We start from the raw sequence: 25,289 nt of genomic DNA on the forward strand, positions 1-25,289 counted from the left end.
AATGGTCGCAGAGAAGACAATAAAGACCATGGTCAACAAGGCAGAACTGCCGGATAACATCAAGGAAGAGCTCTACGCCAAGCTCGTCGAGTACAACAAGAAGTACAAGCTCAAGAAGGACGAGGTTCAGGCTATAATAGACGAGACTGTCAAGGAATACCAGAAGGCCCTCATAGAGCCGGGAGAGGCCGTTGGAACGGTGGCAGCTCAGTCCATAGGTGAGCCTTCGACCCAGATGACCCTCAACACATTCCACTACGCAGGTGTTGCTGAGATCAACGTCACCCTCGGTCTTCCGAGAATCATCGAGATTGTTGACGCCAGAAAGAACCCTTCAACGCCGATCATGACCGTTTACCTTGACGAGGAGCACCGCTACGACCGTGAGAAGGCCCTTGAAGTTGCCAGGAGAATTGAAGGAACAACCCTTGAGAATCTAGCTAGGGAGGAGACGATAGACATACTCAACATGGAGTACGTGGTCGAGATCGACCCGGAGAGGCTGGAAAAGGCCGGCCTCGACATGGAGAAGGTTGTAAGGAAGCTCACCGGTTCATTCAAGAGCGCTGAGTTTGAGGCTGAAGGTTACACCCTTGTCGTGAGGCCCAAGAGGGTAACGAAGCTCTCCGACCTGAGAAAGATTGCCGAAAAGGTTAAAAAGCACCGCCTTAAGGGTCTCTCTGGCGTTGGGAAGACCATCATAAGGAAGGAAGGCGACGAGTACGTGATATACACCGAGGGCTCGAACTTCAAGCAGGTCCTTAAGGTTCCGGGCGTTGACCCGACGAGGACGAGGACGAACAACATCTGGGAGATCGCCGATGTGCTCGGCATTGAAGCGGCCAGAAACGCCATCATCGACGAAATCGTCGCCACGATGCGCGAACAGGGTCTTGAGGTTGATGTCAGGCACATCATGCTCGTCGCCGATATGATGACGCTCGACGGCGTCATAAGACCAATTGGAAGGCACGGTATAGTGGGGGAGAAGGCGAGCGTCCTCGCTAGGGCCGCCTTCGAGATAACCACCCAGCACCTGTTTGCCGCGGCTGAGAGGGGAGAGGTAGATCCTCTCAACGGTGTGGTTGAGAACGTCCTCATAGGCCAGCCCGTGCCAGTCGGTACGGGAATCGTCAAGCTGGCCATGAGTCTCCCCCTGAGACCGAAAAGGGAGTAGGGAGGTGTAGTGAATGGTTGACTTTGCTTTCGAACTGAGAAAGGTCCAGGACACTGGGAAGATAGTTATGGGTGCCAAGAAGTCCATCCACCTGGCAAAGGTCGGTGGAGCCAAGCTGATAATAGTAGCCAAGAACGCCAGACCGGACATCAAGGAGGACATCTACTACTACGCCAAACTCAGCGGAATTCCGGTTTACGAGTTCGAGGGCACTAGCGTCGAGCTCGGAACTCTCCTCGGTAGGCCTCACACTGTTTCGGCCCTCGCTGTGATCGATCCGGGCGAGAGCAGGATACTCGCCCTCGCTGGGGGTAAGGAGTGATGCCACTCAAGCTCAACACCGACCAGATTAAGTACATAGCCCTCTTTGAGAGCATGACGGGAGCCACAGTGCTTGACTGCCTCATAGACACTAACAGGAACAGGCTCATATACGTCATTAAGAAGGGTGAGATGGGCCTCGCCCTTGGGAAGAAGGGGGCAAACGTCAAAAGGGTTCAAGGCATGCTCGGGAAGGAGATAGAGCTCATCGAGCACTCAGAGAACCCCGAAGAGTTCCTGAGGAACATTTATAAGAGCCTTGGAGTTAAGGTTAAAAAGGTCCACATCACCGAAAAGAGGGATGGTAAGAAGGTCGCCCTCCTCGATGTCGGCCCGCGTGACAAGCCGAGGGCCATAGGAAGGGGCGGCCAGAACATCAACCTCGTTAAGGAGTTGATGGAGAGACACCACGGCATTGAGGATGTCGTGATAATCTGAGGTGATGATCATGGCTGGTAAGAAGGCCCCGTATGGAGAGTTTGCCGGAAGGAAGCTCAAACTTAAGAGGAAGAAGTTCCGCTGGAGCGACATCCGCTATAAGAGAAGAGTCCTCCGCCTTAAGGAGAAGAGCGACCCGCTCGAAGGTGCTCCGCAGGCCAGAGGTATCGTTCTTGAGAAGATAGCAGTCGAGGCTAAGCAGCCCAACTCGGCTATGCGTAAGGCAGTCAGGGTTCAGCTCATTAAGAACGGTAAGGTCGTTACAGCTTTCACCCCGGGTGACGGTGCTATCAACCACATCGATGAGCACGACGAGGTCATCATAGAGGGCATCGGTGGTCCAAAGGGTGGTTCCATGGGTGATATCCCAGGAATCAGGTACAAGGTCGTCAAGGTGAACCGCGTTAGCCTCAAGGAGCTCGTTAAGGGAAGGAAGGAGAAGCCGAGGAGGTGAAGTGAATGGCCAAGCCGCTTACTGAGAGGTTCTTCATCCCGAAGGAAGTCAAGGTCATGGGCAGGTGGAGCGTTGAGGACGTTACCGTCGAAGATCCATCACTCAAGCCCTACATCAACCTTGACGCCAGGATTCTTCCCCACAGCCACGGAAGGTACGCCAAGAAGCCCTTTGGAAAGGCCAACGTCCACATCGTTGAGAGGCTCATAAACAAGGTTATGAGGAGCGGTGCCAGCCACTACAAGGCCGGCGGTCACTTCATGAGGCGCGAGCACCGCTCGATAATGAGCAAGAAGATGAAGGCCTACGAGGTCGTCAAGGAGGCCTTCATGATCATCGAGAGAAGAACCAAGCAGAACCCAATCCAGGTTCTCATAAGGGCCATCGAGAACTCCGCTCCGAGAGAAGACACGACCACCATCGCCTTCGGTGGAATCCGCTACCACATGTCCGTTGACGTCTCACCGCTCAGGAGGCTCGACATAGCCCTCAAGAACATCGCCCTCGGTGCGAGCATAAAGTGCTACAGGAACAAGACCACCTACGCCCAGGCCCTCGCCGAGGAAATCATTGCCGCCGCCAACAAGGATCCAAAGAGCTTCGCCTACAGCAAGAAGGAAGAGATCGAGAGGATCGCCCAGTCCTCACGCTGAGGGAGGACTTTTCTCAAACTTTCTTTCATTACTTTCAAACACTTTTTAAAATCTCAAGGAGAGTTTCTCTGGTGGTAAGATGATATTCCTGATAGGGTTCTTCGAGGATGAAGTGAAGTTGATAAGGGATGCGTTTAATGGAGTTCCAGTCTATGAGATACCGAGCTACTGCAGGGACTGGGTTCTCAGTGAAGTTGTTGAAAAGGCGAACTCTCTCGAAGGAAGCGGAAACTGGCACGAGAGGAAGTTCTTCCTCATGCACGACCTGAGCAACGATGAAGTCAAGGAAGCGCTGAGAAAGATGAAGTCCCTCGGCTTTAGAGGGGTCATCTACGCGACAACAACGCCCACCTCTCTCACGATGAAGCTCGACGAGCTGATAGAGGAGTGGCTTGAGGAAGATGCTTACTTCCGTCAGCTCAGGAGGATGAAGAGGGGGCCGTATTTGAACATCAGAGGATCTGGTTAGATCTCGAGCAGTACTCCTTCGGCTTTTATCGTTCTTATGAGCTGTCGTTTCTCTTTTTGAATTCATCCGGCTTGAGAAGTATTGGGCTTATTAATTCTCCGTATCTAAGGAGCACATCCGTTACCGGTTCAAATTTTTCTATCAACCTTTCCAAACGGGTTGTAAATCCTAGGTCCCTCGATCCCTTTGAAGTCTCTAACGTTTCTTGTAACAAGAGTGTAACCGTATCTCAGGGCTGTGGCCGCTATTATGGCATCAGGGAGCTTTATGCTTTTCTTCCTCCTCAAATCAATTGCAAGTTCGGCAATATCATCCGTGAGGGGAATTACACGGGCGAAGCTTATGAACTCCCTTGACTTCTCAAAACCCTCTGGAGTGTGGCCCTTCCATCCAAGGAACTCTATCTTGGTAATTATGGAGATGTTAAAGCTCTCCTTTAGAATTTTCTCTATCTTGGGTATCTCATCCTCCGGAATTTCATCGGCGAGGTAGTATATGAGGATGTTGGTATCTATCAGAAATCCCTCTCCCATTCCGACCTCAGCTCCCGGAGGCTCTTTTCGAGGTCTTTTTTTCCTTTGTAAATCCCCCTGTACTTTGAAGGCTCGAATAGTCTTTCTTTTATCTTTTCCCACAGTTCTGGGGGGACTATCACACCCTTTATCCTGCCGTGTTCATCGTAGATGTACTCAACCCCTTCCATACCTCATGCCCAGGAAAATGTTAGCGGAGGCCCTATTTAACCCTTCTCCCCGGTATTATTCCCTCCGGTAGGAGGGAAATGGGCAGGTGGAGGAGCTCGAAAAGAAACTGAAAGGGGATAATGATAAAGAATTCGTTGCAACTCTTGCCATTGGTAGTTTTTATTCTCGGCTTATCCACTCCATTTATCGCTTTTGGTGATTCATCCGGAGGCTTACTTGATATCTTTAGTATGTTTGGATCAATGATTCTGATCCCTCTTGGGCTCTTTTCAACCATAGCAGCGTTGTACGCAATTCAAGCTGACCCTCAGGAGTTCGTGGATGCATACAAGTGGGACTATCCCCAGAAGGAAGAAATCGAAGTCTTGGAGCTAGCGTACAAGAAGGCCCATGAATACCAGAACGAAGCCTTCAAGAACGCCCTCACAGCCTGGCTTGGCCTCGGCTTTTACCTCGGACTTCTTGAGATAGGTCTTGCGGTAGGGGACATAGCAGTTAAGAACTGGTCGTATCTCTGGGCGGTAGTAGGAATCTGCTCAATAGCATCTTTCCTTTCATCGGTTTTATCCTAACTATCATCGCATACCTCCGCAAGCGCTCCATCGAGAAGGCTCTCTTTGCCATCCAGCTCAAGAAAAGCGACAAGGCGGAAATCTCGATTAAACTTTGATCTTTTGCTCTTATTCCTTTATCAAGCTCTTCCCGACCATATTCCCAGGCTTCTCAACGCCGAAGAACTTCAGGACAGTCGGCGCGATATCCGTTAGACTCGGTTCCTCAAGTTCAACGTTCTCAAAGCTCCAGAGTATGAGCGGAACCTTTACTACAGGCTCGTTCATCGAGCCATGCATTCCCTTCACCCAATGGCTGGCTCCCTTAACCCCCCTGCACATCCTGTGGGAGCAGAACCAGTATCCGGGCTTCGCTGAAACTATCAGTTCGCCGCTGTTTGGATTGTCCAAGTGAGGAAGCTCCTCACGGAAAAAGACCTCTTCAACTCCAGGTGCTCTCCTGAGTGCTTCAAAGGCTTCTTCTCTTTGATTAGGGTCTTTGAGGTAAACGTGAGCTCCTCCACCAGAGGAGACCCTTAACACTTCAATCCCCTTCTCCCTAAGGTATGTCTTCAGGTTCACCCAGGTGTGCACCTTTTCCTGCCCGTGGTCTGCGAAGATTATGAAGGCGTACTCGTCATTCAACCTTTCCCAGAGTGTTCTCACGGCGGTATCTACTGTCTCGATAGATTTCATCGCACCTTCACTGAGAGGGCCATGGTCGTGTTGCATCCCGTCTATCGAGGCGAAGTGAACAAGCAGGAGATCTGGTTTGCACTCCTCGTAGAGGTAGAGAGCCGAGTTGAGAACCCATACATCTTTTCTCCAGTCACGTCCGTGTTTCCTGTACATCTCGTTGCTCGCGAAGAAGGGAGGAAAGATTCTAACGTCGGTTCCGCTGAAGGGCGGCATCGTGTAGCCCGAAACTGATGCCGTTCTAACTCCTTTTCCCCTCAGGATGTCAACTATCGTAGGAGCCTTGATGACCTTGTGCGGATTAAACACTACTTCGTATTCATAAAAGTTCACCTTCCTGTCGGCTATCCTGTCGTAGTAGCCGTTCTCTACGACACCGTGGTCCCTTGGCCACACACCTGTCATGACGCTTGTGTGGACTAAATCCGTGAGGGTGGGGAATATCGAATCAACGACCGCGAAGTGCCCGCTCTCGGCGAGCTCGCTCAGGAAGGGCATGTATTTGAGGTTGTAGACCCCGTTCCCGTCGAGGCTTATGAGAGCTAACTTTTTCCTCACTCTTCCTCCTCCTTCTGGGCTTTTTCTATCTTCTCAAGGGTCTTGCTGAGCTTTTCAAGTTCCTCTCTAAGCTTTTTCACTTCCTCAACCATCCTTTTGAGCTCTTTAATATCCTCATCCACCATATAGATCACCGTCAGCCTGACGTGCACTCCTCACCACTCAGTGGGATGGAAGGCTCATCATCCGGTTGGGGGATCACGTTAAAACCTTTCCCAGCCACTCATCTAAAGTTTTCTGTCTCGCAAGATGTCTGAGGAGATAGCTCCTCTCGAGGTACTTCTCAAGCGGGTGTTCAAGGAGCTTCCTTGCGGCCTCTAAGGCCTCGTTGAGCGTCTCAAACCTCCCAACTGGGTTCTCAAGGGCCTTCTTAACCCCAACTCTTATCTGCCATACCCCGACTGGGGCGTAGTATGCCGGGGTTACCTCGCGGAAGACGATTATCCTTGCCTGCTTCCGTCTCTTCCTCAGATGTTCAAGGACGCTTAGGCGGGTAGCGTAGTATGCTCCAGTCGTCTCATTGGCATAACCTTTGATCCCCCTGAAGTCCTCGTAGTCGTGGATGACCTGTGGCTCTTCACTTCCGAAGAGCGACCCTTTGAGCCAGACTTCAAGGAGCTCGAATGCGTAGCTCTCGGGCATCAGAACGACCGCATAGCGGTTCCCAAGGAACTCGTGGAAATATACTTCAAAGGCATTGATCTCAGGATAGTCTAAAATTTCTCGCCTCAGGTTCTTTCCAATCGTGTCTTGGACAGAGGTAATGCTCCACCTTGTTGGGACCAGTTTTCTGTCAATCCCCAGCAGTCCAGCCGAGAGAAGTCTTATGATGTAGTACTCGTCAAAGCCCCAGTTGTAGAGCCTCATTATTGCCTGCTCGGCTTTCAGCTCGTCGCTTACAACGTAGTCAGTTCTGCGTGGTATCTTCGGATTCTCCGTCAGCTCAAAATCAAGAAGCTCCGCCCTCGGCCCGAGCGGCGGCGCAAACTCGCTCGGGACTATCTTTACCACGGGCTTCCTCTTCAGGATAACCTCGCTGTCAACGGGTTTAACACTCATGGCCAGCTCTTGGATCTCGCCTAAAACCCTTCCGCTCTTCCTAACGCTGACGTCTGTCTTTGTCTCCCCCATTACCAGAAGGGAGCGGTAGTAGAGGATGTCCTTTATCGTCTTGTTCTCCCATTTGAGAGGACTGTCCAAATGGCTCGTGTTGCCTTCCACTGGTGGTACTAGAGGGCCGATCCTGACCTTGGGATACCCATACTCTCCAACGAAGATGCCCGGGGGAGAAGAGCCAAAGATGTGCCTCTTGTTGAGCTTCTCCTCAGCTTTTTTGGCTATCCTGAACCTCTCTAGTATTGGACAAGTCGGCCTGCCACAGAGGAACTTTCTGCCCTTGCATATAGCACAGAGTTTTGAGTTGAAGAGCTCGGTCATTACAGTCCTGTTACACAGAGGTTCGTTTAAATTTTTGCCTCCTGTTATAGTGGATAACTAATCCATTTACCTCCTGCGAAAATGCATTCGGCTGTGTTTTCCTAAACCCTTATATACTCCAATGTACTTATATGTTCCGAGGTGTTTTTATGTACGGCAACTGGGGGAGATTTCTGCGTGTAAACCTCTCCACCGGGGAGGTGAAAGTTGAGGAGTACGGCGAAGAGCTGGCCAAGAAGTGGCTCGGGAGCAGGGGTCTGGCCATATACCTTCTCCTGAAGGAGATGGATCCGAAGGCGGATCCGTTAGGACCCGAGAACAAGCTGATTATAGCCCCCGGCCCATTGAGCGGCACTAGCGCTCCCACGGGCGGCAGATACAACGTTGTTACGAAGAGCCCGCAGACGGGCTTCATAACCATGTCAAACTCTGGCGGTTACTTCGGCGCCGAGCTTAAGTTTGCGGGTTGGGATGCCATCGTCGTTGAAGGCCAGTCCGAGAAGCCTGTGTACATTTACATTAAAGATGACCATGTTGAGATAAGGGACGCCTCCCACCTGTGGGGCAAGGTTGTCAGCGAGACTGAGGCGGCAATAAAGAAAGAAATTGGAAGCAACAAGCTCCACATAGCGAGCATCGGTCCGGCAGGTGAGAACCTCGTCAAGTTTGCAGCCATTATAAACGACGGCCACCGCGCCGCTGGTAGGGCCGGCGTTGGTGCGGTGATGGGTAGCAAGAAGCTGAAGGCTATTGCTGTTGAGGGTAGCAAGAGGGTTCCTATAGCCGACAGGCAGAAGTTCATGCTGGTTGTGAGGGAGAAGATCAACAAGCTTAGGAACGACCCCGTTGCTGGAGGTGGGCTTCCGAAGTACGGTACGGCTGTTCTGGTCAACATAATCAACGAGAACGGCCTCTACCCAACTAGGAACTTCCAGACTGGGGTCTTTGAGCACGCCTACGAGCAGAGCGGTGAGGCCATGACCGCCAAGTACCTCATAAGAAACCAGCCGTGCTATGCCTGTCCGATCGGCTGTGGTAGAGTAAACAAGCTCCCGACCGTCGGTGTGACAGAGGGGCCGGAGTACGAGAGCATCTGGGCGCTCGGTGCCAACCTCGGCATAAACGACCTCGCGAGCATCATAGAGGCCAACCACCAGTGTGACGAGTTCGGTCTCGACACCATTTCAACCGGTGGAACATTAGCCGCTGCGATGGAGCTCTACGAGAAGGGCTACCTCACTGACGAAGAGCTCGGCGATGCTCCGCCCTTCAGGTGGGGCAACACCGAGGTTCTCCACTACTACATCGAGAAGATAGCAAAGAGGGAAGGCCTTGGAGACAAGCTGGCGGAGGGAAGCTACCGCTTCGCCGAGATGTACGGTCATCCGGAGTACTCGATGAGCGTCAAGAAGCTTGAACTTCCGGCCTACGACCCGCGTGGAGCAGAGGGACACGGTCTTGGATATGCAACCAACAACCGTGGTGGCTGTCACATTAAGAATTATATGATAAGCCCTGAGATACTTGGCTACCCATATAAGATGGACCCGCACGACATAAGCGATGACAAGGTGAAGATGCTCATACTCTTCCAGGACCTTAGCGCGGTAATTGACGCCGCCGGTCTCTGTCTATTCACGACCTTCGGTCTCGGCGCGGACGACTACCGCGACATGTTGAACGCGGCCCTCGGCTGGGACTTCTCGACCGAGGACTACCTCAAGATCGGAGAGAGGATATGGAACGCCGAGAGGCTCTTCAACCTCAAGGCGGGCTTTGACCCTGCTAAGGACGAGACCCTGCCGAAGAGGTTCCTCGAGGAGCCGATGCCCGAAGGGCCGAACAAGGGTCACGTTGTCAGGCTCAAGGAGATGCTGCCGCGCTACTACGCCCTCCGCGGCTGGACCGAGGACGGGAGAATTCCAAAGGAAAAGGCTGAGGAACTTGGCATCGCCGAGTTCCTCTGATTCCTTTTCACATTTTTGTCCAATAACTCTTTTATGCCATTATGTGGAGAATCCGGTTTAGGTGGTTTGCGTGCTGGTTAAGCTGTTCGCGACCCTCATCGAGTTCACCGGAAAGAGAAAGCTCGAAATAAGTGGCCCGAAGACAGTGGGGGAGCTTCTCGATGAACTTGACAGGATGTTCCCGGGGTTTAAGAAGGAGCTCGAACAGGGCCATATAATCCTCGTCAACGGGAAGAACATCGAGCACCTTCAGGGTCTCGATACCCCTTTGAGAGAAGATGACACCATAAGCATATTCCCACCGGCAGGAGGCGGTTGAAGTGGCGATAAAGTTCGCTCCAAACAGGGAATACACCTTTACTCTCTGGGACGGGAAGGTCATTGTGAAACCGAAGCTCGACATGAAGTACCTCTACATAGAGATCACCAGCCGCTGCAACCTGAAGTGTGAGATGTGCTTCAAACAGTACTGGGAAGATAAAGAGGGCGATATGGACTGGGATCTCTTTCTTAAGATCCTCGACGACGCCGAGGCTTTTCCCGAGCTGAGAATGATTTACTTTGGCGGCATTGGTGAGCCAACCGTCCACCCGCGCTTCATGGACATGGTGAGGGAGGTTAAAAAGCGTGGCTTCGCCCTTGGGATAAGCACCAACGGGACACTTCTCACCGATGAAATGATGAAGGAGTTCGCAAAGCTTGGAGTGGATCTGGTTTACTTCTCAATGGATACCGTTCCTACCGCTCAGAACGCAATTACCTTGGGTCACATAGCTGCTGCCGTAACTGCTGACAAGATTAGGAAGCTCGTCAAGTACCGCGAGGAATATGGAACTCATAAGCCGAGCATAGGCGTGGAGGTTGTTGTTACGAAGGAGAACTACCAACAGCTTCCCGATATGGCGAGGTTCCTTCTCAACATGAAGGTCGATGCCATGCTCGTCTCAAACCTGCTTCCCCTTACCCCTGAACAGGTCGACGACATAGTCTATGACGGTAGCGTTGATATGACGCCCATACTGGACGAGCTCTATAAGATAGCCAACAACGGCCTTTACATAAAACTCCCCAAGTTCGAGCTCAAGACCGAGAGGCAGTGCGACTTTGACGAGAACAACGTGGCTGTTGTTAGATGGGACGGGGAAGTTGCCCCCTGCTACCGCTTCCTCCACACCTACAAGGAGTACATCTTCGGCAGGGAGAAAAAAGTTAACGCCTACTCCTTCGGCAACGTGAGGGAGCAGAGCTTGGCCGACATCTGGACGAGCGAGAAGTACACATGGTTCCGCTTCACAATGAAAAACTACATGTACCCCTCCTGCACCGACTGCGACCTGAGGGACGCCTGTGACTTCGTCAAGACGACCGATATAGACTGCTGGGGCAACGAGCCGAGCTGTGCCGACTGCCTCTGGTCGAGGAGAATAGTCCAGTGCCCGATTCCGCAGTATATGTTCGGGAAGTTCTTCTGAGCGGTTTCTCGTTCTTTCCATCTCTCTTTGATGGATAATCTCTTTAATGGTGCACTCTACCGATTAAGACCAACCAATGCAACCCCTATAACTATGAGGACAACCCCAATCCACCTGCTCGGGTTCACTCTTTCGCCCAAGACTACTGCTGAGAGGAATGTTGTAACGATATAACCAAGGCTTAAAAGGGGATATATAAGGCTTAAGTCCAGCTTGGAGAGTGCCAGTAGCCATAAGAAGAACGCGAGTGCATAAAGGACTGCCCCCACGAGTATGTACTTGGTGAACAGCGCCCTTAGAAACCCTTCTGGTGTGAATACGTTGATTTTTCCTTCCATGTTTGACAGCCCCATTTTGAAGAGAACCTGTGCAAATGCTCCGGAGAGTATACAAACCGAGATAATCCCGTATATAAGCAGTTTGTTCATTGTAAATCACCCTTCCCAGTTTTCCACTTCCTTATTTCGGGTATCAGCTTTAGGTAGCCCATAATCGTCTTTCTGAGGTTCATCTTGCTCCCGCCTTCTTTTCGCCCGTAATCGAGGTATAAAGGTACTTCCTCTATCCTGCTACAGTTTCCGAAGTAGAAAACCTTGACAAGAAGTTCTACCGATATCTCGAAGCCTTGAGAGGTGACAAGCCTCTCTCCGAGGGCATCAAACGTTCGTCTGAGACATTCCCATTTGTATGCGCGATATCCACTCGTTAAATCCTTGGCCGGCACGCCTGAAAAAAGGCCAAGGACTTTATTGATTCCCCAGCTGAGAAATACTCTGTGGACTGGGACATTTACCTGCTTTCCACCTTTTACGTATCTGGACGCTATAACGATATCTGCTCCATCTTCGATTTTTTCGAGCATCTGGCTGATATGGATGGGGTCATGAGTGTCGTCACTGTCCATGGTAATGACAACGTCTCCCTCCTTTCCCAGTCTCACGGCCTCCGAAAGCCCCGTTTTGAGCGCCGCTTGAAGCCCCATGTTCCTCTGATGGGTTAAAATTCGGATTGGGTACTCCTCAGAAAGCTGCAGAAGAACTTCACCCGTTCTGTCAGAACTTCCGTCATTAACTGCTATTATTTGATAGTCTTGGCCCTTTAAGGCATCGTCGATTTTGGGAATTAGCTTAAGAAGGTTAGGAGCTTCATTATAGCATGGAAGGACAACAAAGATCATTATTTTCACCTCTTCATTCTGCTGAATGAACTCTCTTTAAGCTTTTGCTCTGGATGTTGTAGTAGGAGGGGGTTTAGTTGGAATAAAAAGAGTAATAAAAATCCTCACTTCGGCATCTCTTTGATGTGGATGTCCATCTGCGGGAACGGTATCTCGATCCCTTCTTTCATATAGGCCTCGTAAATCGTCTTTGTGAGGTAACCTTTAACGTCCCAGAAGTCTTCCGTCTTTGTCCACGCTCTTAGCTGGAGGTTTATGGCGGAGTCCCCAAGTTCAGTTATTGCCACACTGGGGGCTGGATCCTTCAGGATTTTTAGGTGGCTCTGCATAATGTCCATAGCGATCTTTACGGCCCTGTCAAGGTCAGTGCCATAGGCGACGCCAATATCAACGCTCACCCTTCTTGTAGGCATTCTGGTGTAGTTTGTTATTACACTCCCCCAGACAAGCTTGTTGGGGATCGTTATGAGCACGTTGTCAGGGGTTAAGAGCTCGGTGCTCATTATGCCGACGGCGTTGACTTTGCCTGTCTTTCCTGCTACCTCAACCACTTCACCCATGTCAATTGGCCTGAGGGCTGCAATCCAGACGCCAGCTGCCAGGTTTGTTAGTGTGTCCTGCATACCGAAGCCCAGGATCAGACCTATGACTGCTGACAGGCCGAGGACTACTGAACCGACTTCGATACCCAGCGCCCTAACGGCCAGCAGTAGCACCACCACGTAGAGGAGTGCACTGAGGAACCTCCCAAGGAACTCGACTACGAGCTCTGGGAGCTTCGTCTTCTTCAGGCCCCTCTTGAACATGCTGACGAGTATCTTTGCCACAATGTAGCCCACTATCAGTATTACTATTGCGGTTATCACCTGAATCGGTGTCACCCCAACGTAGGGGAGAGGTTTATCAAGAGCTGTCATCAGATCACTTCCCAATCGAATTTACATGCTTTACACTTATTTCAGAGAAGAGTGAAAATGGAAAACTTAAAGGTCGGTTCTTAGGTCACTCCTTGTACTTCGCGATGAGCTCAGCCAGTAGTCTGTGGTGCTCTTGCTCGTTCTTGACGAGCGCTTCGGCTATTCCCTTGAAGAGTGGGTGGGTCATCTTCTCGGCCATCTTCTGGTAGGTCTCTATCATGTCTTTCTCTATCTCCAGGTGCATCTCAGCGAAGCGCTTTACGAGGGCTTTCTGCTCCGGAGAGAGCTCAACGTCTTTAACTTTCTCAATCGGCCCCTCGCCAGCGAGCCTCTCAAGCTCCTTCTGGGCGTTGAGAATGGCCTCCATGAGATGTTTGTGGATGATCGTGTCAATTGCTATCCTGCCGACTATCTCCTCAACCTTAGTGTACCTAAGCCCCTGTCCCCTTATCCTTCCGAGGCCGTCGGTATAGCTGGAAGCGGCCTTCTTTTCAGTTTCATAGGCGTGTTTAACCAGTGGCTCAACCATGGACATCACCAGAATAATATGAACATCAAACCTTAATAATGTTTTTCATAGTTCAAGCGGGTACGCTATCATCACAGGTAAATATGAAATCAAAACAAAAACTGTGAGAAACAAAAGAATTCAGAGTTCAACCTTTATCCCTGTCTCCTCTTCAACTTCCTTGAAGCCTTCCTTCATGTACTTTGCCAGCTCCTCATCGACCTCGAAGAGGGCCGCAAGGAACTCCCCAAAGTGTTCCTTCTCCTCGTTGGCAACATCGAGAAAGATGTGCTTTATCCTCTCGTCCTCAATTCCAGCGGCGAGCTGTTCGTAGATGTTTATTGCATCGAGCTCGGCCTCGATCGCCCAGCGGAGGGCCTGGGCTATCTCGGTCTTGGTAAGGGGCCTATCCTTCGGGAGCTCGAATGGGTACTTGGCGAGCATGGTACCACCTCATAAATATCAAGCTTAGATTTAATAACTTTTCACCTCAAGAACCTGGATACGTAGGGGCTCTCTCCGGGTTTACTTCTCCTGAAGTGGCCGCTTGGCTTTCCGATCAGAAGCTCCTCGAACCAGGCCTCGTGCTCGATCTCCTCATGGAGGATAGCCAGTGCTAGGTCGTAGGTTCTCGGATCTTTGCCGAAGGTGTAGTTGCATATCTCCGTGTAAACCCCGACTGCACAGCGCTCTGCCTCGAGGAGAACCTTCAGGATGTTCTCAATCGTGGGTTCCTCCGGGAGATAGGCATCGCGGCACCAGGCCATCTTTGAGAAGTCCACAATGTCCTTAGGGAGTTCTCCACCGAGTTCGTATATCCTGGGCACCAGAGCCTCGAAGTGGTTCCTGTCTTCAAGGCGCGCGTCCTCAACGATCTCCTTTATGGTTTCCCCTTCGAGACCTACAGCATGGTTCCTCAAAACGGTGTAATAATAGTAGGTTGTAAACTCCGCCGCGGCCGCTCTGAGCAACATATCCAAAAGCTTTTCCACATCTATGCCCGCCCTCTCGACGAGCCTTCTGTTGTGTTCTGACATAGGTTTCACCAGTTGTTAGTTGTAATTCCTACTTAATAAGCTTTTCTATCTAGAAATTATTTCTAATTAGGAAGGCTTATAAATAAGTCAGGCCTACCTACAATCATGTGGAAGGAAAAAGCTCTCGAAGTGCTTAGAAAAAACGGTTACAAGCTGACACCCCAGAGGCTGAAGCTGGTGGAAATTTTGGGGGAGATTGGAAGCGAACACCCTTCAATTGGCAGACTCCTTGAGAGGATCAGAGAAGACTTCCCAACTGTCAGCTTCTCAACGCTCTACTCGAATCTGATCACCCTTAAAGAACTCGGTCTTGTTGAGCTGTTCTCAATCGAAGGAGAAACGAGGGTGGAGCTAAACACAGAACCCCACATAAACCTTATCAACGGTGATAGCATTGTTGACATTGATGACCCCGAGATAATCGAGGCGCTGAAAAAGAGACTTGGGAAAGAGGTAAAGCTCGTCAACGTGCTAGTAAAGGAATGAGTCAGTCCACCTCAAGGCTGAAGTCCTGGTAGTCCATCCATATGCCCGTCTTCATGACGGAGTCGTACTGGGCCTTCAGAAGCTCGTAGTGGGCCTTTTCTATCTTGGCCAGTTCCTCGAAGAGTCTCCTAACGCTCTCGTGCTCGGCCTCTTTTGCGGCCTTCTCGTAGAACTCCCAGGTGAGCTTTTCCTGCTCCATACCGACTTTCACAGCATCGACTTCGGTCAGGTTCTCAGGTTCCTTGACAACCAGTTTTTCGGCAAGCTCTTTGTCAACAGCCGGAAGTTCGCACTTCTCTATGAGCATCTCAACGAACTTCCCCTCAAAGAGGTCCCAATGCTCGGCCTCTTCCTTTGCTAGGAAGAGGAACATTTTCTTAGCCCTCTCGTCCTTTGCCTTCCTTGCGAGCTTCAGGTAGAACTTAAGCTCGTTCTTCTCGACCTCAAGGGCCAAAGCCAAAGCTTCAAGCTCGTTCATGGTATCACCACCTTACTTTACTCCCCCACTCCCTATTAGCTTTTTGACCTCTTCGAGAACCTTGGCCGCGTGTCCCTTGGCCCTTACGTTTATCTTCTTCCAGACGATCTCCCCCTCTGGATTGAGGATGAACGTGCTCCTTATCGCTCCCTCGTATTCTTTCCCGTACCTTTTTTCTTACCCCATGCCCCGAGTGCCTTATGGAGCTCCGCGTTTGGGTCACTGAGGAGTTTAACCTTAAGCCCGTGCTTCTCCTTGAACTTTCTGTGGCTCTCCGGTGAATCCCTGGAGACACCGATAACCTGGACGCCCATCTGCTTAAACTCTTCAATGAGCTCGCTGAACTCTTTTGCCTCAGTCGTGCATCCAGGTGTGTTGTCCTTTGGGTAGAAGTAGAGAACCGTCCACTTTCCGAGGACTAAGTCCTTCAGGGGCTTCTCCTCACCGTTCTCATCGAGCACTTTTATCTCCAGATAGTTCACGATTATCGCCAGATTGGTTAGGCTTTCCTAATATTTAAGCTTTCCCTTCGAACCAAAAGCCTCTTTTAAAGTAGTGCGAAAATGGCAGAGGTGGTACCATGAGAATTGAAATGGTCGAAAACCCGCTCTCCCTTAAGGAGGAGCTTGTGAAGTTCGTCTTCAGGGTTTACCAGTCAACCAATGGGGTCTATCCAGCCCTTGAATGGGTGGAAAATAAGCCTTCTCCCGACGATTTTGAGGGCTTTAAGAAGGTTTATGAACCATTCCTTGAGTTCAGACTCGGAAAGGAATTCGACGAGCTCTACGTTCTCAGGGATAATGATGAAAAGATCACAGGAACCGTTGCCCTGGTCTACAATCTTGAAGGTAAAGATGTGTGGTGGGTGCCAGAGGAGATAAAGGGTGAAAAGACTGGCCTCATTGAGTTCTTCATGGTTCACCCTGATTACAAGGGAAAGGGTTACGGTTCAAAGCTTTTGAGCTTCGCAATAGAGAGACTTAAAAACCTCGGAAAGGAGCCATACATCATAACGTTCCCCAACCTTGAGGCCTACGAGTACTACCTCAAAAGAGGCTTCGTTAAGGTCATGGATTACAGGGAGTTCGTAGTGCTAAAATATCGCGGGGGGTAACGGAAAAGTGGGTTTAATCGCGTATTTGATCCTGGGACTTGTAATAGGCTTCATTGCCGGGCTTTTCGGCGTCGGTGGGGGTTTTCTCCTGATACCTTCCCTTGTAATCCTTGGCGTTCCAATACACAAGGCAATAGGTACAAGTCTGGCCTGTATTTCTATCAGTGCCTTGGCCTCGGCTTACACTCACATTAGAAGTGGAAGGGTTCTCTACCGAGTCGTTCTTCTCAAGGAGCTGGTATCCATGCCGTCTGCTGTGTTTGGTGCTTATCTCTCCTCGTATCTCCCCGAGCGGCTTTTGAGAGTTGTTTTTGGAGTGCTTCTCCTGTATCTTGCAGTTGCAATGTTCTGGTCAAAAAAAGAAGAGAGTGATGTTGAGAGCGATAAAATAAAGTACAGGAACGTCCCGCTGGTTGGGCTGATATCCGGCCTGGTTTCAGGCCTGCTGGGTGTCAGTGGGGGCATACTGAACGTCCCGCTCTTCCACACTCTTGTTGGGATTCCGATCAAATATGCGGTGGGCACGTCGAGCCTCGCATTGTTCTTCACAGCCCTGGCGGGAACCTTTGAACACTGGCACTTGGCTCATGTTCAGCCCAACGTCGTCCTCTTTCTGGCCCCTGGGCTGATCATCGGAGCGAGGCTGGGTGCAAAGACCGTTTCAAGAGTTAATACTCGGTCGCTGAAAGCCGGATTCGCCGCTCTGCTTGTTATAGTAGCGATTAGAATGCTCCTCTAGACAAACTTTATTAGGTTCCCGGTAGTTGAAGCTGAGGAGGTGGAAAAATGAACGAGCTGTTTGAAAAAATCCGCGAGGAGTTCGGGATTGAGATAAAAGGCAAAAAGGACATGACTAACGCTTGGAAGCTTGTAGAGATGCTGGAAGAGAAGGGGTGGGTAGTCTACATAATCACAGCCAAGGGGCGGAAGCAGGTTGATGCCTGGCACCCGAACTTTGGGAGCCTCTTTGCTCAGTTCGGTGAGAATCCCGATTTTGGGAGCGTACTAGAAGGCATCTGCAATGTTGCTTTGCTTGTTAGGGAGCTGGAAAAACACGGAAAAGTCTGATGGGCATTATAATCTTTGTTTTCGCTGACTGGAACATTTGGAAACGTTTAAACGCCTCGTTTCTCCCGAATTCCTAATAACCTTGGAGGAGCACTTGGATATGGTGATGGGATATGAAGGAGAAAGTAGTTGCCCTCTTCATGGTTATGATCATACTGACATCAACCGGCACAGTGGCACTGGCAGATAACGTCACATCTGGTGACGATAAGAGTGAAGTTCCCACGGGGGATGTTGGCAACGAGGCCAACAGTACGGCAAACGTGACTTTCGGCCTGCTGAAGATTGTGGACAGGCTCGCTAACTATACGGCGCAGCTGATTAATACCTCCAATGTGAGCAATGAGACACTCGCAGCTTACAACAGGGCAAACGAGCTCAGGGAGAAGGCCTGGGAAGCTTACAGGTCAGGGAACCACACTGACACGGTCAAGTATGCCGTTGAGGCCATGCGCCTCTACAGAGAGGTCATAATGAGGCTGAAGCATGGTGAAATTTCTGAGAAAGAAGGAAAAGAGACTTCTCCGGGAATGTGGAAGTGGAAACTCCAAAATGCGGTGAGAGTAGAGCTTGAGATGGCTAGAAACGAGCTGAGATACGCCGAGCTGATAATGAGCCGCACCAACGTTACTCCCGAGTTCCTTGCTGCGTACAACCAGACTAAGACTCTCGTGGAGAAAGTTAAGGAGGATCTAACGAGTGGAAACTTCACCCTTCTGAAGGAGGACTTTCCAAAGCTGGTCAAAGCCAGGGCAGAACTCCACAGGCAAATCGTCCTGACGACTTCAAAGACTTTCAAGGTTCAGGTAGTTAAGGCCGTCGGCAGACAGCTCAAAGCGCTTGACGAGCTGATGCCCAAACTGATGAAGATAAGCATGAACGCCGACGGCAACCTAACCAAAGAACTGGAGGAACTAAAGACGCTGAGGGACGAACTGAGGCAGGCTATGAAGAGCGGAGACCATGAAAAGGTTGTAGATCTTCTGAGGGAAATCCACAAAAAGCTGTTAGAAATCAAGAAGATGCTAATGCGGAAGAAGGTAAGAGACCTGCCGTGGAGACCACCGATTACTCCTAACCCCCGTGATAGGCCACCGATTACGCCCAACCCCGGCAGAGGGCACGGCAAAGCCCACAGCTCTGAGAGGCCGTAAAGACTATAATCCCTTTTTACTACCCTTTTCAGGAGGGATGAAACTGTGAGAAGAGTTGCGTTAGTCCTTTTTGCATCCTTACTTTTAATTCCCTCAATTGTGACGGCCCAGGAGATCATCTCCTTACAGCTGACCGTTGACCCAACAGGATACGTAAGAGTTGATGAACTCGTTGCCCTTGATAACTACTCCGTTATTAACAGCATCCCCCTGCTTTCCGATAAGATTGATGCGCTCACGGTTCTTGATGAAAACGGAGAACCTCTTTTTTACAACATCAACGGGACATCACTTGAGATAGTGGGAAACGCCACACTGGCCAACATAACCTACTATACCGCGTCCATTACCTCGAAATCAGGAGAAGTGTGGACTGTCTCCCTTACTTCTGATGTCCCCGTTAAAATAGTCCTCCCACACGGTGCAATTATAATTGATCTGAGCGATGTTCCCGTTGAAATAACGGACGAATATCTAGTTATGCCCCCCGGGAACATAAGCGTCTCCTATATCTTGCCTCCCCCAACCGAGACGGAGACTTCAACATCAACTTTGACATCAACTTCAACATTATCTTCCACTCAGACAACGCCTGAGAGTCAACCGAGTACCTCTCCCACCACTACAGCAGGCGCTAGTGAATCCCTCAGTGGATCCTTCACAACTTCCGGCAAAGGTGGTAGCTCAGGCCTAGTGTGGGTAGGTATCCTCATTGTGCTGGTAGCTGTGGCAGTGGGGGCTCTGTGGTATTTCAAGGGCAAGACAGGCGGTAATGAAAACAGTGATGATACCACTAACATAGCACAAAAAATAAGCAGGGAGGACCTTGAGAAGAAGCTTAACTCAATGAACCTCAACGACGAGGAAAAGAAGGCATTGCTTTACATCTATGACCGCGGTGGTAGGGCCAGACAGTCAGACGTCAGAAACGAGCTTGGAATACCCAAGACTACCGCCTGGAGGATGTTCCAGCGGCTTGAAAAACAGGGACTTGTAAGGGTGTACAAAAAGGGTAGAGAGAATTGGGTCGAGCTGACGATCTGAGGAAATCCTTTAGTGGCCAAATTGAAGGCACGACTTTTCTTTTTGCTTCCTCTGGAACGTTCCGGAACGTTCGTTTCATGGGGACCCTAAAATATCATACCTGCATTAAATTGTAATGGTGAATTGTAATGGTGGTGGGAATGAAAGGCATGAAAGTTGGGGCACTGATTCTTGTGTTGTTTATAGGAAGTTTGATCCCTCTGACTGCCGCGGAAGGGACTGAGGATAATACAACTTCAGTCTCAACGTACAGCCTTGAGAACTCGACAAGGGAACAGGTAATAGCAACTCAGCTGGTAAATGTTCTTGAGAGAATCAGCAAGCTTGCTGAAGAAAGGATTGAGCCAATAAAGGACAGACTTCCGGAGAACTCAAACGTACTAAAAGATTACGAACAGGCCGAAACTTACAAAGTGAAGGCTCTAGAAGAGTACAACCAGCGTGACTATTACAATGCCATACTCGATGGACTAACCGCAATGCACTACTACAGGAGAGCCCTTGAGAGAATTGAAGAGGGGAGAGAGAAAGCTACCCGCATTCAGGCCCGGATACAGGCCCAACTAGAGCGTGTGAGCACTTATCTGGGCTTCGTGAGGAAAACAATACACCTGGCAGAGAGAAGGGGTATCAACGTTGAGAACCTCACGAGGGCATACAATGAAACAGTGAAAGCTTATGGGGCTGTCTTGGTTGACCTGAAGGAGAAAAACCTTACGAGGGTCGTGAAAGACCTGGAAGTGCTGAAGGAAAGGAAGAGCGTTCTCGATGATGAACTAAGGAGAGTTCACGAGAAGCTTGCATATGCCAACGCCAAGGAAATAGTTCTGGAGTTCCTCGTCAGGGGAGAAAAGGGGATTCAGATAGCTCAGAATGCGATCCAGGCTGGACAGGAAAGGGGCTACAACGTAAACAGGCTCCAGGAGAACCTCGATGAATTCTTGACAGTGTACGGGAGCGTCAAGAGTCTTGCCAATAAGGGCGAGTGGGGAGAGGCTCTTAAACTCATACAAAAAAACAGGGCAACAATAGGGGAATTCTACAGGACAGTGTCTGCCGTGATAAGGGGAGCACGTGAAGAGGAACTTCAGGAAAAGGTGAAAAACATGAAGGCGTTTCTCTGGAGCTTCTCTGAGAGGGCCAAGAATGATGCAAGGGCACTCCAGGAGCTTAGAGAAAAAGGCGTCAACACAAAGAGAGCTGAAGTCCAGCTGAGGGCAGCGGTAAATGAGGTTGGGGTTGGAATATATCTGGTTAGAGAGAGGAAACCCGAAATGGCAAGAATTCACTTTGAGAACGCCCTTAATCTGCTCAAAAATATCGAGGATTTCATAAGGGCCAATTCCTGACCTTTCCTATTTGGGGGTGGTAGAGTGAGCAGGAATACAAGGAAGCTCTCTGGACTCTTCCTGGTACTTCTTGCGGCCTCCATGCTCTTTAATGCCGTAAGTGCCCAATATACGGTCTCTTCCCTAATCCTTGAGGTTTACTCGGATGGCTATGTCAGGGTAACCTGGGAAGTTATCCCTGAGGGGTACGTGACTCAGGTAACAGTTCCCCTCCTTGGAAACCACGTTGAAAACATCATTGCTGAAGACGAAAATGGAACTCCCCTTAACTATCAGGTTTTCGGGGATGGGATACTCGTTTACGTGAATAATGCTGGGGTTGTGAACGTCTCTTACTATACTCCTGATCTTACTTCCAAGGAGGGGCTTGTATGGACTCTCAACATCTCCGTGGATGAGCCCTTTACAGTTATCCTTCCCGAAAACGCAGTCATTGTAGACCTCAGTGACATTCCTCTCGATATCTCGGGGGATGAGATAACAATGCCCCCCGGAAACCAGAGCGTTTCTTACCTCCTTGTCTTTGACGAAGAAACGACCAGTAGCTCCAGAATCCCTGCCGCGGGGAAAGATAAAAGTGGGACCCTTTTATACGGCACTATTTCACTTGGAATTGTTCTAACGCTCTCTGCAGGGGTGTATTTCATCAGAGGCAGAAAAACTAGAAAAAGAGAAGGATTAACAAGGGAGGAGTTCGAAAAGAGACTGAGAAAACTCGAACTAAGCGACGAGGAAAGGAAAGTCCTGCTCTATCTCTACGACCATGGGAGAAGGGCGAGCCAGGCAGAGGTCAGGGAAGCGCTCGGAATTCCGAAGACTACCGCCTGGAGGATGTTCCAGAGACTAGAGAAGAGGGGCCTGGTGAAAATCCTGAAGGGAAAGAAAGAAAACTGGGTGGAGCTCAGATTCTGAGCTCCCTTACCTTATCCTTGCTCCGAGCTTGACTTCCTTGTCCGGCATGAGCAGGGCAACGCGCTCGCCATCGTCCGCTGCCAGCAGCATCCCCTGGCTCTCCACGCCGCGGAGCTTCTTGGGTTCAAGGTTTGCTATGATGACGACGTAGCGGTTGAGAAGCTCTTCGGGTTTGTAGTACTTCTTAAGCCCAGCGACGAGCTGCCTGACCTCGTCACCGAGATCAACCTTAACCACGTAGAGCCTGTCCGCGTTCGGGTGGTCTTTAACCTCGATTATCTTTCCAACCCTTAAGTCCAGCCTGGCGAACTCGTCAAAACTCACGTACTCCATCTTTTTACCCCCCTTGACATTCTCCTTTTTCTCGGCCTTACCGGCCTTTTCGGGCTTTTCACCCTTGAACTCGTCACCGTAGATTGACTTAAGGAGCGCTAGAGCTTCGTCCTTCCTCTTCTCTCCGAAGCGCTCAAGGGTAACCTTAACGACGTCTTCCTGCTTGTAGTACTTGTTTAGGAGGATCTTCGCGCTGTCCGGGTTGCCTCTGCCGATGTAGTTCACTATGAAGTATATTATCTCCCCGTCAGTTACCTTCCTGAACATCGGGAAGGCCTTCCTTACCCTGTGGCCGGCCGGAAGCTCTGTGAACTCCCACTTTTTGACTTCCTCCAAGTTTAGGAGGTGCCATATCTTCTCGCTGGCATCTGGCAGGAACGGCTCAAGGAGTATTCCAAGGGCCTTGACTATCTGGAGCGAGACGTTGACGGTCGTTGCCGTCCTCTCTCGGTTCTCCTTAGCGGTCTTCCACGGCTTCTGATGGTCGAAGTAGCGGTTTCCAAAAATGGCCAGCTCCATAACGCGTTTGAGTGCATCCTTGAAGCGGTAGTTCGAGATGAGCTCCCCAACCTCGTTAAAGGCCTTCTCTATCTCCTCAAAGGCCTGCCTGTCGAGATCGTTCAGATCACCCCTTTCGGGAACGACACCATCAAAGTATCTGTTAACGAAGGTCATAGCCCTGTGAACGAAGTTTCCAAGGTTGTTTACAAGCTCTTCGTTGATCTTCTTCTTGAAGTCCTCGAAGGAGAAGTCTGAATCACGGGTCTCTGGCATTATGGCGGTGAGGTAGTACCTCAGGTAGTCAGCCGGCCAGACGTCGAGGAACTCGTGAACCCATATCGCCCAGTTCCTGCTCGTTGAGAACTTCTTGCCCTCAAGGTTTAGGTACTCGTTGGCTGGAATGTCATAGGGTAAATTCCACTTGGCCTCAACTTCGTCGTCCTTATACTTACCGTAGGCCATCAGAAAGGCCGGCCAGAAGATCGCGTGGAAGGGGATGTTGTCCTTGCCGATGAAGTGAATAACCCTCGTCTGGCCGTCCAGGTTGAGCCAGAACTTTTTCCACTCGTTCTCCTTACCCTCTCTCTTCAGGTGCTCGACGGTTATGCTGATGTAGCCTATGGGAGCCTCGAACCAGACGTAGAGGACTTTGCCTTTAACGTCCTCGTCGTCGAGTGGAACGGGAATTCCCCAGTCGAGGTCGCGCGTTATAGCCCTGTCCTCAAGTCCCTCATTTATCCAGCCGAGGACGGTGTTCCTTACGTTCGGCTTCCAGTGCTCTTGGCTTTCAACCCACTTCCTGAGCCTCTCCTCGAAGTTCTTCATCCTGATGTAGTAGTGGGCAGAGTCCTTGAAGGTGATGGGGTTGCCGCAGATGTTGCAGCGTGGGTTGATGAGGATTTCGGGCGTTAGCGGGTGTCCGCAGACCTCACACTGGTCGCCGCGCTGGTTCTCGGCTCCGCAGTAAGGGCACGTTCCGATGACGTATCTATCGGGAAGGAACATCTTGTCGTGCTCGCAGTAGGCCTGCTTGCTGACCTTCTTGACGAGGTGACCGTTCTCAAGGGCCTTGAGGAAGAACTCCTGGCTTATGCGGTAGTGGACGGGCAGTTCGGTTCTTCCAAAGAAGTCGAAGCTTATCTTTGCTCTCTCAAACGTTGTCTTTATGTGCTCGTGGAACTCGTCGACGATTTCTCTGGGACTTCTGCCCTCCTTGAGCGCGCGGAAGGTTATTGGGGTCCCGTGCTCGTCCGTTCCGCAGATGAAGAGAACTTCCTCGCCCTTTAGGCGGAGATAGCGTACGAATATGTCTGCTGGCAAATAAGCCCCAGCCAGATGTCCTGCGTGAATGGGCCCGTTAGCGTAAGGTAGCGCTGATGTGACCATGTACCTGACCATTTTAACCACCTCTCCGCGGTTGATTCCGCACCTTATAAGGACTTCGCGTTAAAAGAATTACGGTGGGTTATTAATATTCGCTATTAACATGCATATTTGTGCATATCGAGTGTTGAACGCTGCTACTGGGGATGTGATTACCTTCAGCTGAAAAATTAAAGTAATGCCGAAAAGTTCTTATAATGGGCTATCTAAACACTTAAATGGGAACGCGCAATGATAACTGCCAGAATCTCTACAGGGATACCGGGTCTGGATATAATGCTCAATGGGGGATTAATTCCTGGCAGAACCTATCTAGTAAAGGGCGCTCCTGGAACCGGCAAGACCACCCTTGCGATGCACTTTGCTATGGCCGGAGTCTCCAACGGGGAAAGTGTTCTTTACATAACCCTAGAGGAGCCTGGGGAGAACATAAAGCAGGACTTCAGCAGAATGGGATTTGATGTGTATAATGATAACTTCACGTTGATAGATGCTACCCCCACTACCGAGCACTACGTCCTCGTTGAGGACTTCTTTGAATCCTTTGCAAAGAACCTCAACAAGCTCACGGATGCCATTAAAGAGCAGTTCAAAACGAGGCGCTATTCCAGGGTTGTAGTTGATCCTATAACCATGCTGAAGTTTGCGACTTCGGATGAACTTGAGTATAGAAAGGCTTTCCTCACCTTTGTTAAAACCATGATGAGGCTTAAGACTACTGTAATAATAACCGCAGAGAGTAAGCAGGCGGACATTGAGGAGTACCTTGTTAATGGAGTAATAGAGCTTGAAATCTTCCAGAAGGAAGGACGGCTTGAACGGGCTCTCAAAATAACCAAGTTCAGGGGAAGCGGTTTTGATAACGTTATACGCCCATACGAAATAACCGAGAGGGGGATGGTTGTTTACCCAGATAAGTCAGTAGTCTGAG

32 protein-coding genes and 1 pseudogene are annotated in these 25,289 nt (G+C 50.3%); 19 read left to right on the forward strand and 14 right to left on the reverse strand.

Features of this window, described 5'->3' with window-relative positions:
- Position 1 precedes the first annotated feature (1 nt).
- The 6 genes from rpoA2 to A0127_RS09855 all read left to right on the forward strand — a co-directional run bounded on the left by rpoA2 (position 2) and on the right by A0127_RS09855 (position 3,512).
- Positions 2 to 1,177: a DNA-directed RNA polymerase subunit A'' gene (gene rpoA2, locus A0127_RS09830; RefSeq protein WP_062390731.1), complete on the forward strand. Its 1,176-nt coding sequence runs from the start codon at positions 2 to 4 to the stop codon at positions 1,175 to 1,177.
- Between the two features lie 13 nt (positions 1,178 to 1,190).
- The gene (locus tag A0127_RS09835; protein ID WP_054841477.1) at positions 1,191 to 1,499 is read left to right on the forward strand and encodes a 50S ribosomal protein L30e; all 309 of its coding nucleotides are present in this window, start codon (positions 1,191 to 1,193) and stop codon (positions 1,497 to 1,499) included.
- A complete protein-coding gene (locus A0127_RS09840) occupies positions 1,499 to 1,936 on the forward strand; it encodes a NusA-like transcription termination signal-binding factor (RefSeq protein WP_011250030.1) in 438 nt (145 codons plus the stop codon). Before A0127_RS09835 ends, A0127_RS09840 begins: the two co-directional genes overlap by 1 nt.
- A gap of 10 nt (positions 1,937 to 1,946) precedes the next feature.
- The gene (locus A0127_RS09845) at positions 1,947 to 2,390 is read left to right on the forward strand and encodes a 30S ribosomal protein S12 (RefSeq protein WP_011250029.1); all 444 of its coding nucleotides are present in this window, start codon (positions 1,947 to 1,949) and stop codon (positions 2,388 to 2,390) included.
- A 5-nt stretch (positions 2,391 to 2,395) separates the two neighbouring features.
- Positions 2,396 to 3,043: a 30S ribosomal protein S7 gene (locus A0127_RS09850; protein ID WP_062390732.1), complete on the forward strand. Its 648-nt coding sequence runs from the start codon at positions 2,396 to 2,398 to the stop codon at positions 3,041 to 3,043.
- Positions 3,044 to 3,122: 79 nt separating this feature from the next.
- Positions 3,123 to 3,512 (forward strand): DUF3783 domain-containing protein, encoded by a 390-nt coding sequence (locus tag A0127_RS09855; protein WP_062390734.1) that lies wholly within the window; start codon positions 3,123 to 3,125, stop codon positions 3,510 to 3,512.
- Between the two features lie 128 nt (positions 3,513 to 3,640).
- Here the strand turns inward: A0127_RS09855 and A0127_RS09860 are convergent, their stop codons facing one another.
- Positions 3,641 to 4,045 (reverse strand): type II toxin-antitoxin system VapC family toxin, encoded by a 405-nt coding sequence (locus A0127_RS09860; protein WP_054841502.1) that lies wholly within the window; start codon positions 4,043 to 4,045, stop codon positions 3,641 to 3,643.
- On the reverse strand, positions 4,027 to 4,215 hold the full coding sequence (locus A0127_RS09865; protein WP_062390735.1) for a hypothetical protein: 189 nt from the start codon (positions 4,213 to 4,215) through the stop codon (positions 4,027 to 4,029). Before A0127_RS09865 ends, A0127_RS09860 begins: the two co-directional genes overlap by 19 nt.
- A 243-nt stretch (positions 4,216 to 4,458) precedes the next feature.
- On the opposite strand from A0127_RS09865, the gene A0127_RS09870 reads away from it, so the two are divergent.
- Positions 4,459 to 4,788, forward strand: a complete 330-nt coding sequence (locus tag A0127_RS09870; protein WP_156471203.1) for a hypothetical protein — start codon at positions 4,459 to 4,461, stop codon at positions 4,786 to 4,788.
- 108 nt (positions 4,789 to 4,896) lie between these two features.
- Here A0127_RS09870 and A0127_RS09875 read toward each other — a convergent pair whose 3' ends face one another.
- Genes A0127_RS09875 through A0127_RS09880 form a run of 3 tightly spaced genes read right to left on the reverse strand, consistent with a single transcriptional unit; the run spans position 4,897 to position 7,458 of the window.
- On the reverse strand, positions 4,897 to 6,021 hold the full coding sequence (locus A0127_RS09875) for an alkaline phosphatase family protein (protein ID WP_062390737.1): 1,125 nt from the start codon (positions 6,019 to 6,021) through the stop codon (positions 4,897 to 4,899).
- Positions 6,018 to 6,173: a hypothetical protein gene (locus tag A0127_RS10555; protein ID WP_156471204.1), complete on the reverse strand. Its 156-nt coding sequence runs from the start codon at positions 6,171 to 6,173 to the stop codon at positions 6,018 to 6,020. The genes A0127_RS09875 and A0127_RS10555 overlap by 4 nt, the downstream gene beginning before the upstream one ends.
- Positions 6,174 to 6,219: 46 nt before the next feature.
- Positions 6,220 to 7,458, reverse strand: coding sequence for an Nre family DNA repair protein (locus A0127_RS09880; RefSeq protein WP_062390738.1), 1,239 nt, complete (start codon positions 7,456 to 7,458; stop codon positions 6,220 to 6,222).
- 149 nt (positions 7,459 to 7,607) lie between these two features.
- Between A0127_RS09880 and aor the strand changes: the two genes are divergently transcribed.
- From aor to A0127_RS09895, 3 genes are all read left to right on the forward strand, one after another.
- The gene (gene aor / locus A0127_RS09885) at positions 7,608 to 9,425 is read left to right on the forward strand and encodes an aldehyde ferredoxin oxidoreductase (protein ID WP_062390739.1); all 1,818 of its coding nucleotides are present in this window, start codon (positions 7,608 to 7,610) and stop codon (positions 9,423 to 9,425) included.
- A 70-nt stretch (positions 9,426 to 9,495) separates the two neighbouring features.
- The gene (locus A0127_RS09890; RefSeq protein ID WP_062390740.1) at positions 9,496 to 9,744 is read left to right on the forward strand and encodes a ubiquitin-like small modifier protein 1; all 249 of its coding nucleotides are present in this window, start codon (positions 9,496 to 9,498) and stop codon (positions 9,742 to 9,744) included.
- A gap of 82 nt (positions 9,745 to 9,826) precedes the next feature.
- Positions 9,827 to 10,897: a tungsten cofactor oxidoreductase radical SAM maturase gene (locus A0127_RS09895; protein WP_231855830.1), complete on the forward strand. Its 1,071-nt coding sequence runs from the start codon at positions 9,827 to 9,829 to the stop codon at positions 10,895 to 10,897.
- A gap of 56 nt (positions 10,898 to 10,953) precedes the next feature.
- Here A0127_RS09895 and A0127_RS09900 read toward each other — a convergent pair whose 3' ends face one another.
- From A0127_RS09900 to dps, 6 genes are all read right to left on the reverse strand, one after another.
- Positions 10,954 to 11,325, reverse strand: coding sequence for an SMR family transporter (locus A0127_RS09900; RefSeq protein WP_062390743.1), 372 nt, complete (start codon positions 11,323 to 11,325; stop codon positions 10,954 to 10,956).
- Positions 11,322 to 12,074: a glycosyltransferase family 2 protein gene (locus tag A0127_RS09905; protein ID WP_062390745.1), complete on the reverse strand. Its 753-nt coding sequence runs from the start codon at positions 12,072 to 12,074 to the stop codon at positions 11,322 to 11,324. Before A0127_RS09905 ends, A0127_RS09900 begins: the two co-directional genes overlap by 4 nt.
- Before the next feature lie 104 nt (positions 12,075 to 12,178).
- Positions 12,179 to 12,991 carry a mechanosensitive ion channel family protein gene (locus A0127_RS09910; protein WP_062390747.1) on the reverse strand — a complete coding sequence of 271 codons (813 nt, stop codon included), beginning with the start codon at positions 12,989 to 12,991 and terminating at the stop codon, positions 12,179 to 12,181.
- Between the two features lie 85 nt (positions 12,992 to 13,076).
- Positions 13,077 to 13,526, reverse strand: coding sequence for a ferritin family protein (locus tag A0127_RS09915; protein ID WP_231855831.1), 450 nt, complete (start codon positions 13,524 to 13,526; stop codon positions 13,077 to 13,079).
- Positions 13,527 to 13,640: 114 nt separating this feature from the next.
- Complete coding sequence (locus A0127_RS09920; protein WP_062390751.1) at positions 13,641 to 13,943, reverse strand: ferritin family protein; 303 nt, start codon at positions 13,941 to 13,943, stop codon at positions 13,641 to 13,643.
- Between the two features lie 41 nt (positions 13,944 to 13,984).
- Positions 13,985 to 14,536: a DNA protection during starvation protein gene (dps, locus tag A0127_RS09925; RefSeq protein ID WP_062390753.1), complete on the reverse strand. Its 552-nt coding sequence runs from the start codon at positions 14,534 to 14,536 to the stop codon at positions 13,985 to 13,987.
- Between the two features lie 105 nt (positions 14,537 to 14,641).
- Between dps and A0127_RS09930 the strand changes: the two genes are divergently transcribed.
- Positions 14,642 to 15,022, forward strand: a complete 381-nt coding sequence (locus A0127_RS09930) for a Fur family transcriptional regulator (RefSeq protein WP_062390755.1) — start codon at positions 14,642 to 14,644, stop codon at positions 15,020 to 15,022.
- A 1-nt stretch (position 15,023) separates the two neighbouring features.
- Here the strand turns inward: A0127_RS09930 and A0127_RS09935 are convergent, their stop codons facing one another.
- Both A0127_RS09935 and A0127_RS09940 read right to left on the reverse strand, forming a co-directional pair.
- The gene (locus A0127_RS09935; RefSeq protein ID WP_054841487.1) at positions 15,024 to 15,500 is read right to left on the reverse strand and encodes a ferritin-like domain-containing protein; all 477 of its coding nucleotides are present in this window, start codon (positions 15,498 to 15,500) and stop codon (positions 15,024 to 15,026) included.
- A gap of 12 nt (positions 15,501 to 15,512) precedes the next feature.
- A pseudogene (locus A0127_RS09940) lies at positions 15,513 to 15,982 on the reverse strand (peroxiredoxin).
- 98 nt (positions 15,983 to 16,080) lie between these two features.
- Between A0127_RS09940 and A0127_RS09945 the strand changes: the two are divergent.
- The 7 genes from A0127_RS09945 to A0127_RS09975 all read left to right on the forward strand — a co-directional run bounded on the left by A0127_RS09945 (position 16,081) and on the right by A0127_RS09975 (position 22,141).
- Positions 16,081 to 16,614: a GNAT family N-acetyltransferase gene (locus A0127_RS09945; RefSeq protein ID WP_062390757.1), complete on the forward strand. Its 534-nt coding sequence runs from the start codon at positions 16,081 to 16,083 to the stop codon at positions 16,612 to 16,614.
- Positions 16,615 to 16,621: 7 nt separating this feature from the next.
- Positions 16,622 to 17,353: a sulfite exporter TauE/SafE family protein gene (locus A0127_RS09950; RefSeq protein ID WP_062390758.1), complete on the forward strand. Its 732-nt coding sequence runs from the start codon at positions 16,622 to 16,624 to the stop codon at positions 17,351 to 17,353.
- A 47-nt stretch (positions 17,354 to 17,400) separates the two neighbouring features.
- On the forward strand, positions 17,401 to 17,682 hold the full coding sequence (locus A0127_RS09955; RefSeq protein ID WP_062390760.1) for a hypothetical protein: 282 nt from the start codon (positions 17,401 to 17,403) through the stop codon (positions 17,680 to 17,682).
- Between the two features lie 113 nt (positions 17,683 to 17,795).
- Complete coding sequence (locus A0127_RS09960; RefSeq protein WP_062390761.1) at positions 17,796 to 18,836, forward strand: hypothetical protein; 1,041 nt, start codon at positions 17,796 to 17,798, stop codon at positions 18,834 to 18,836.
- A gap of 45 nt (positions 18,837 to 18,881) precedes the next feature.
- Entirely contained in the window at positions 18,882 to 19,880 is a 999-nt protein-coding gene (locus tag A0127_RS10785; RefSeq protein WP_062390763.1) for a helix-turn-helix transcriptional regulator, read from the forward strand.
- A gap of 140 nt (positions 19,881 to 20,020) precedes the next feature.
- On the forward strand, positions 20,021 to 21,229 hold the full coding sequence (locus A0127_RS09970) for a hypothetical protein (protein WP_062390765.1): 1,209 nt from the start codon (positions 20,021 to 20,023) through the stop codon (positions 21,227 to 21,229).
- Between the two features lie 24 nt (positions 21,230 to 21,253).
- Positions 21,254 to 22,141 carry a helix-turn-helix transcriptional regulator gene (locus tag A0127_RS09975; RefSeq protein ID WP_231855766.1) on the forward strand — a complete coding sequence of 296 codons (888 nt, stop codon included), beginning with the start codon at positions 21,254 to 21,256 and terminating at the stop codon, positions 22,139 to 22,141.
- A gap of 6 nt (positions 22,142 to 22,147) precedes the next feature.
- On the opposite strand, the gene metG is transcribed toward A0127_RS09975, so the two are convergent.
- Positions 22,148 to 24,373: a methionine--tRNA ligase gene (metG, locus tag A0127_RS09980; RefSeq protein ID WP_062390767.1), complete on the reverse strand. Its 2,226-nt coding sequence runs from the start codon at positions 24,371 to 24,373 to the stop codon at positions 22,148 to 22,150.
- 216 nt (positions 24,374 to 24,589) lie between these two features.
- Here metG and A0127_RS09985 point away from each other — a divergent pair, with 216 nt between their 5' ends.
- Positions 24,590 to 25,288, forward strand: a complete 699-nt coding sequence (locus A0127_RS09985) for an RAD55 family ATPase (RefSeq protein ID WP_062390769.1) — start codon at positions 24,590 to 24,592, stop codon at positions 25,286 to 25,288.
- Position 25,289: the final 1 nt, after the last annotated feature.

The organism is Thermococcus peptonophilus (assembly GCF_001592435.1).
Lineage (GTDB): Archaea > Methanobacteriota_B > Thermococci > Thermococcales > Thermococcaceae > Thermococcus > Thermococcus peptonophilus.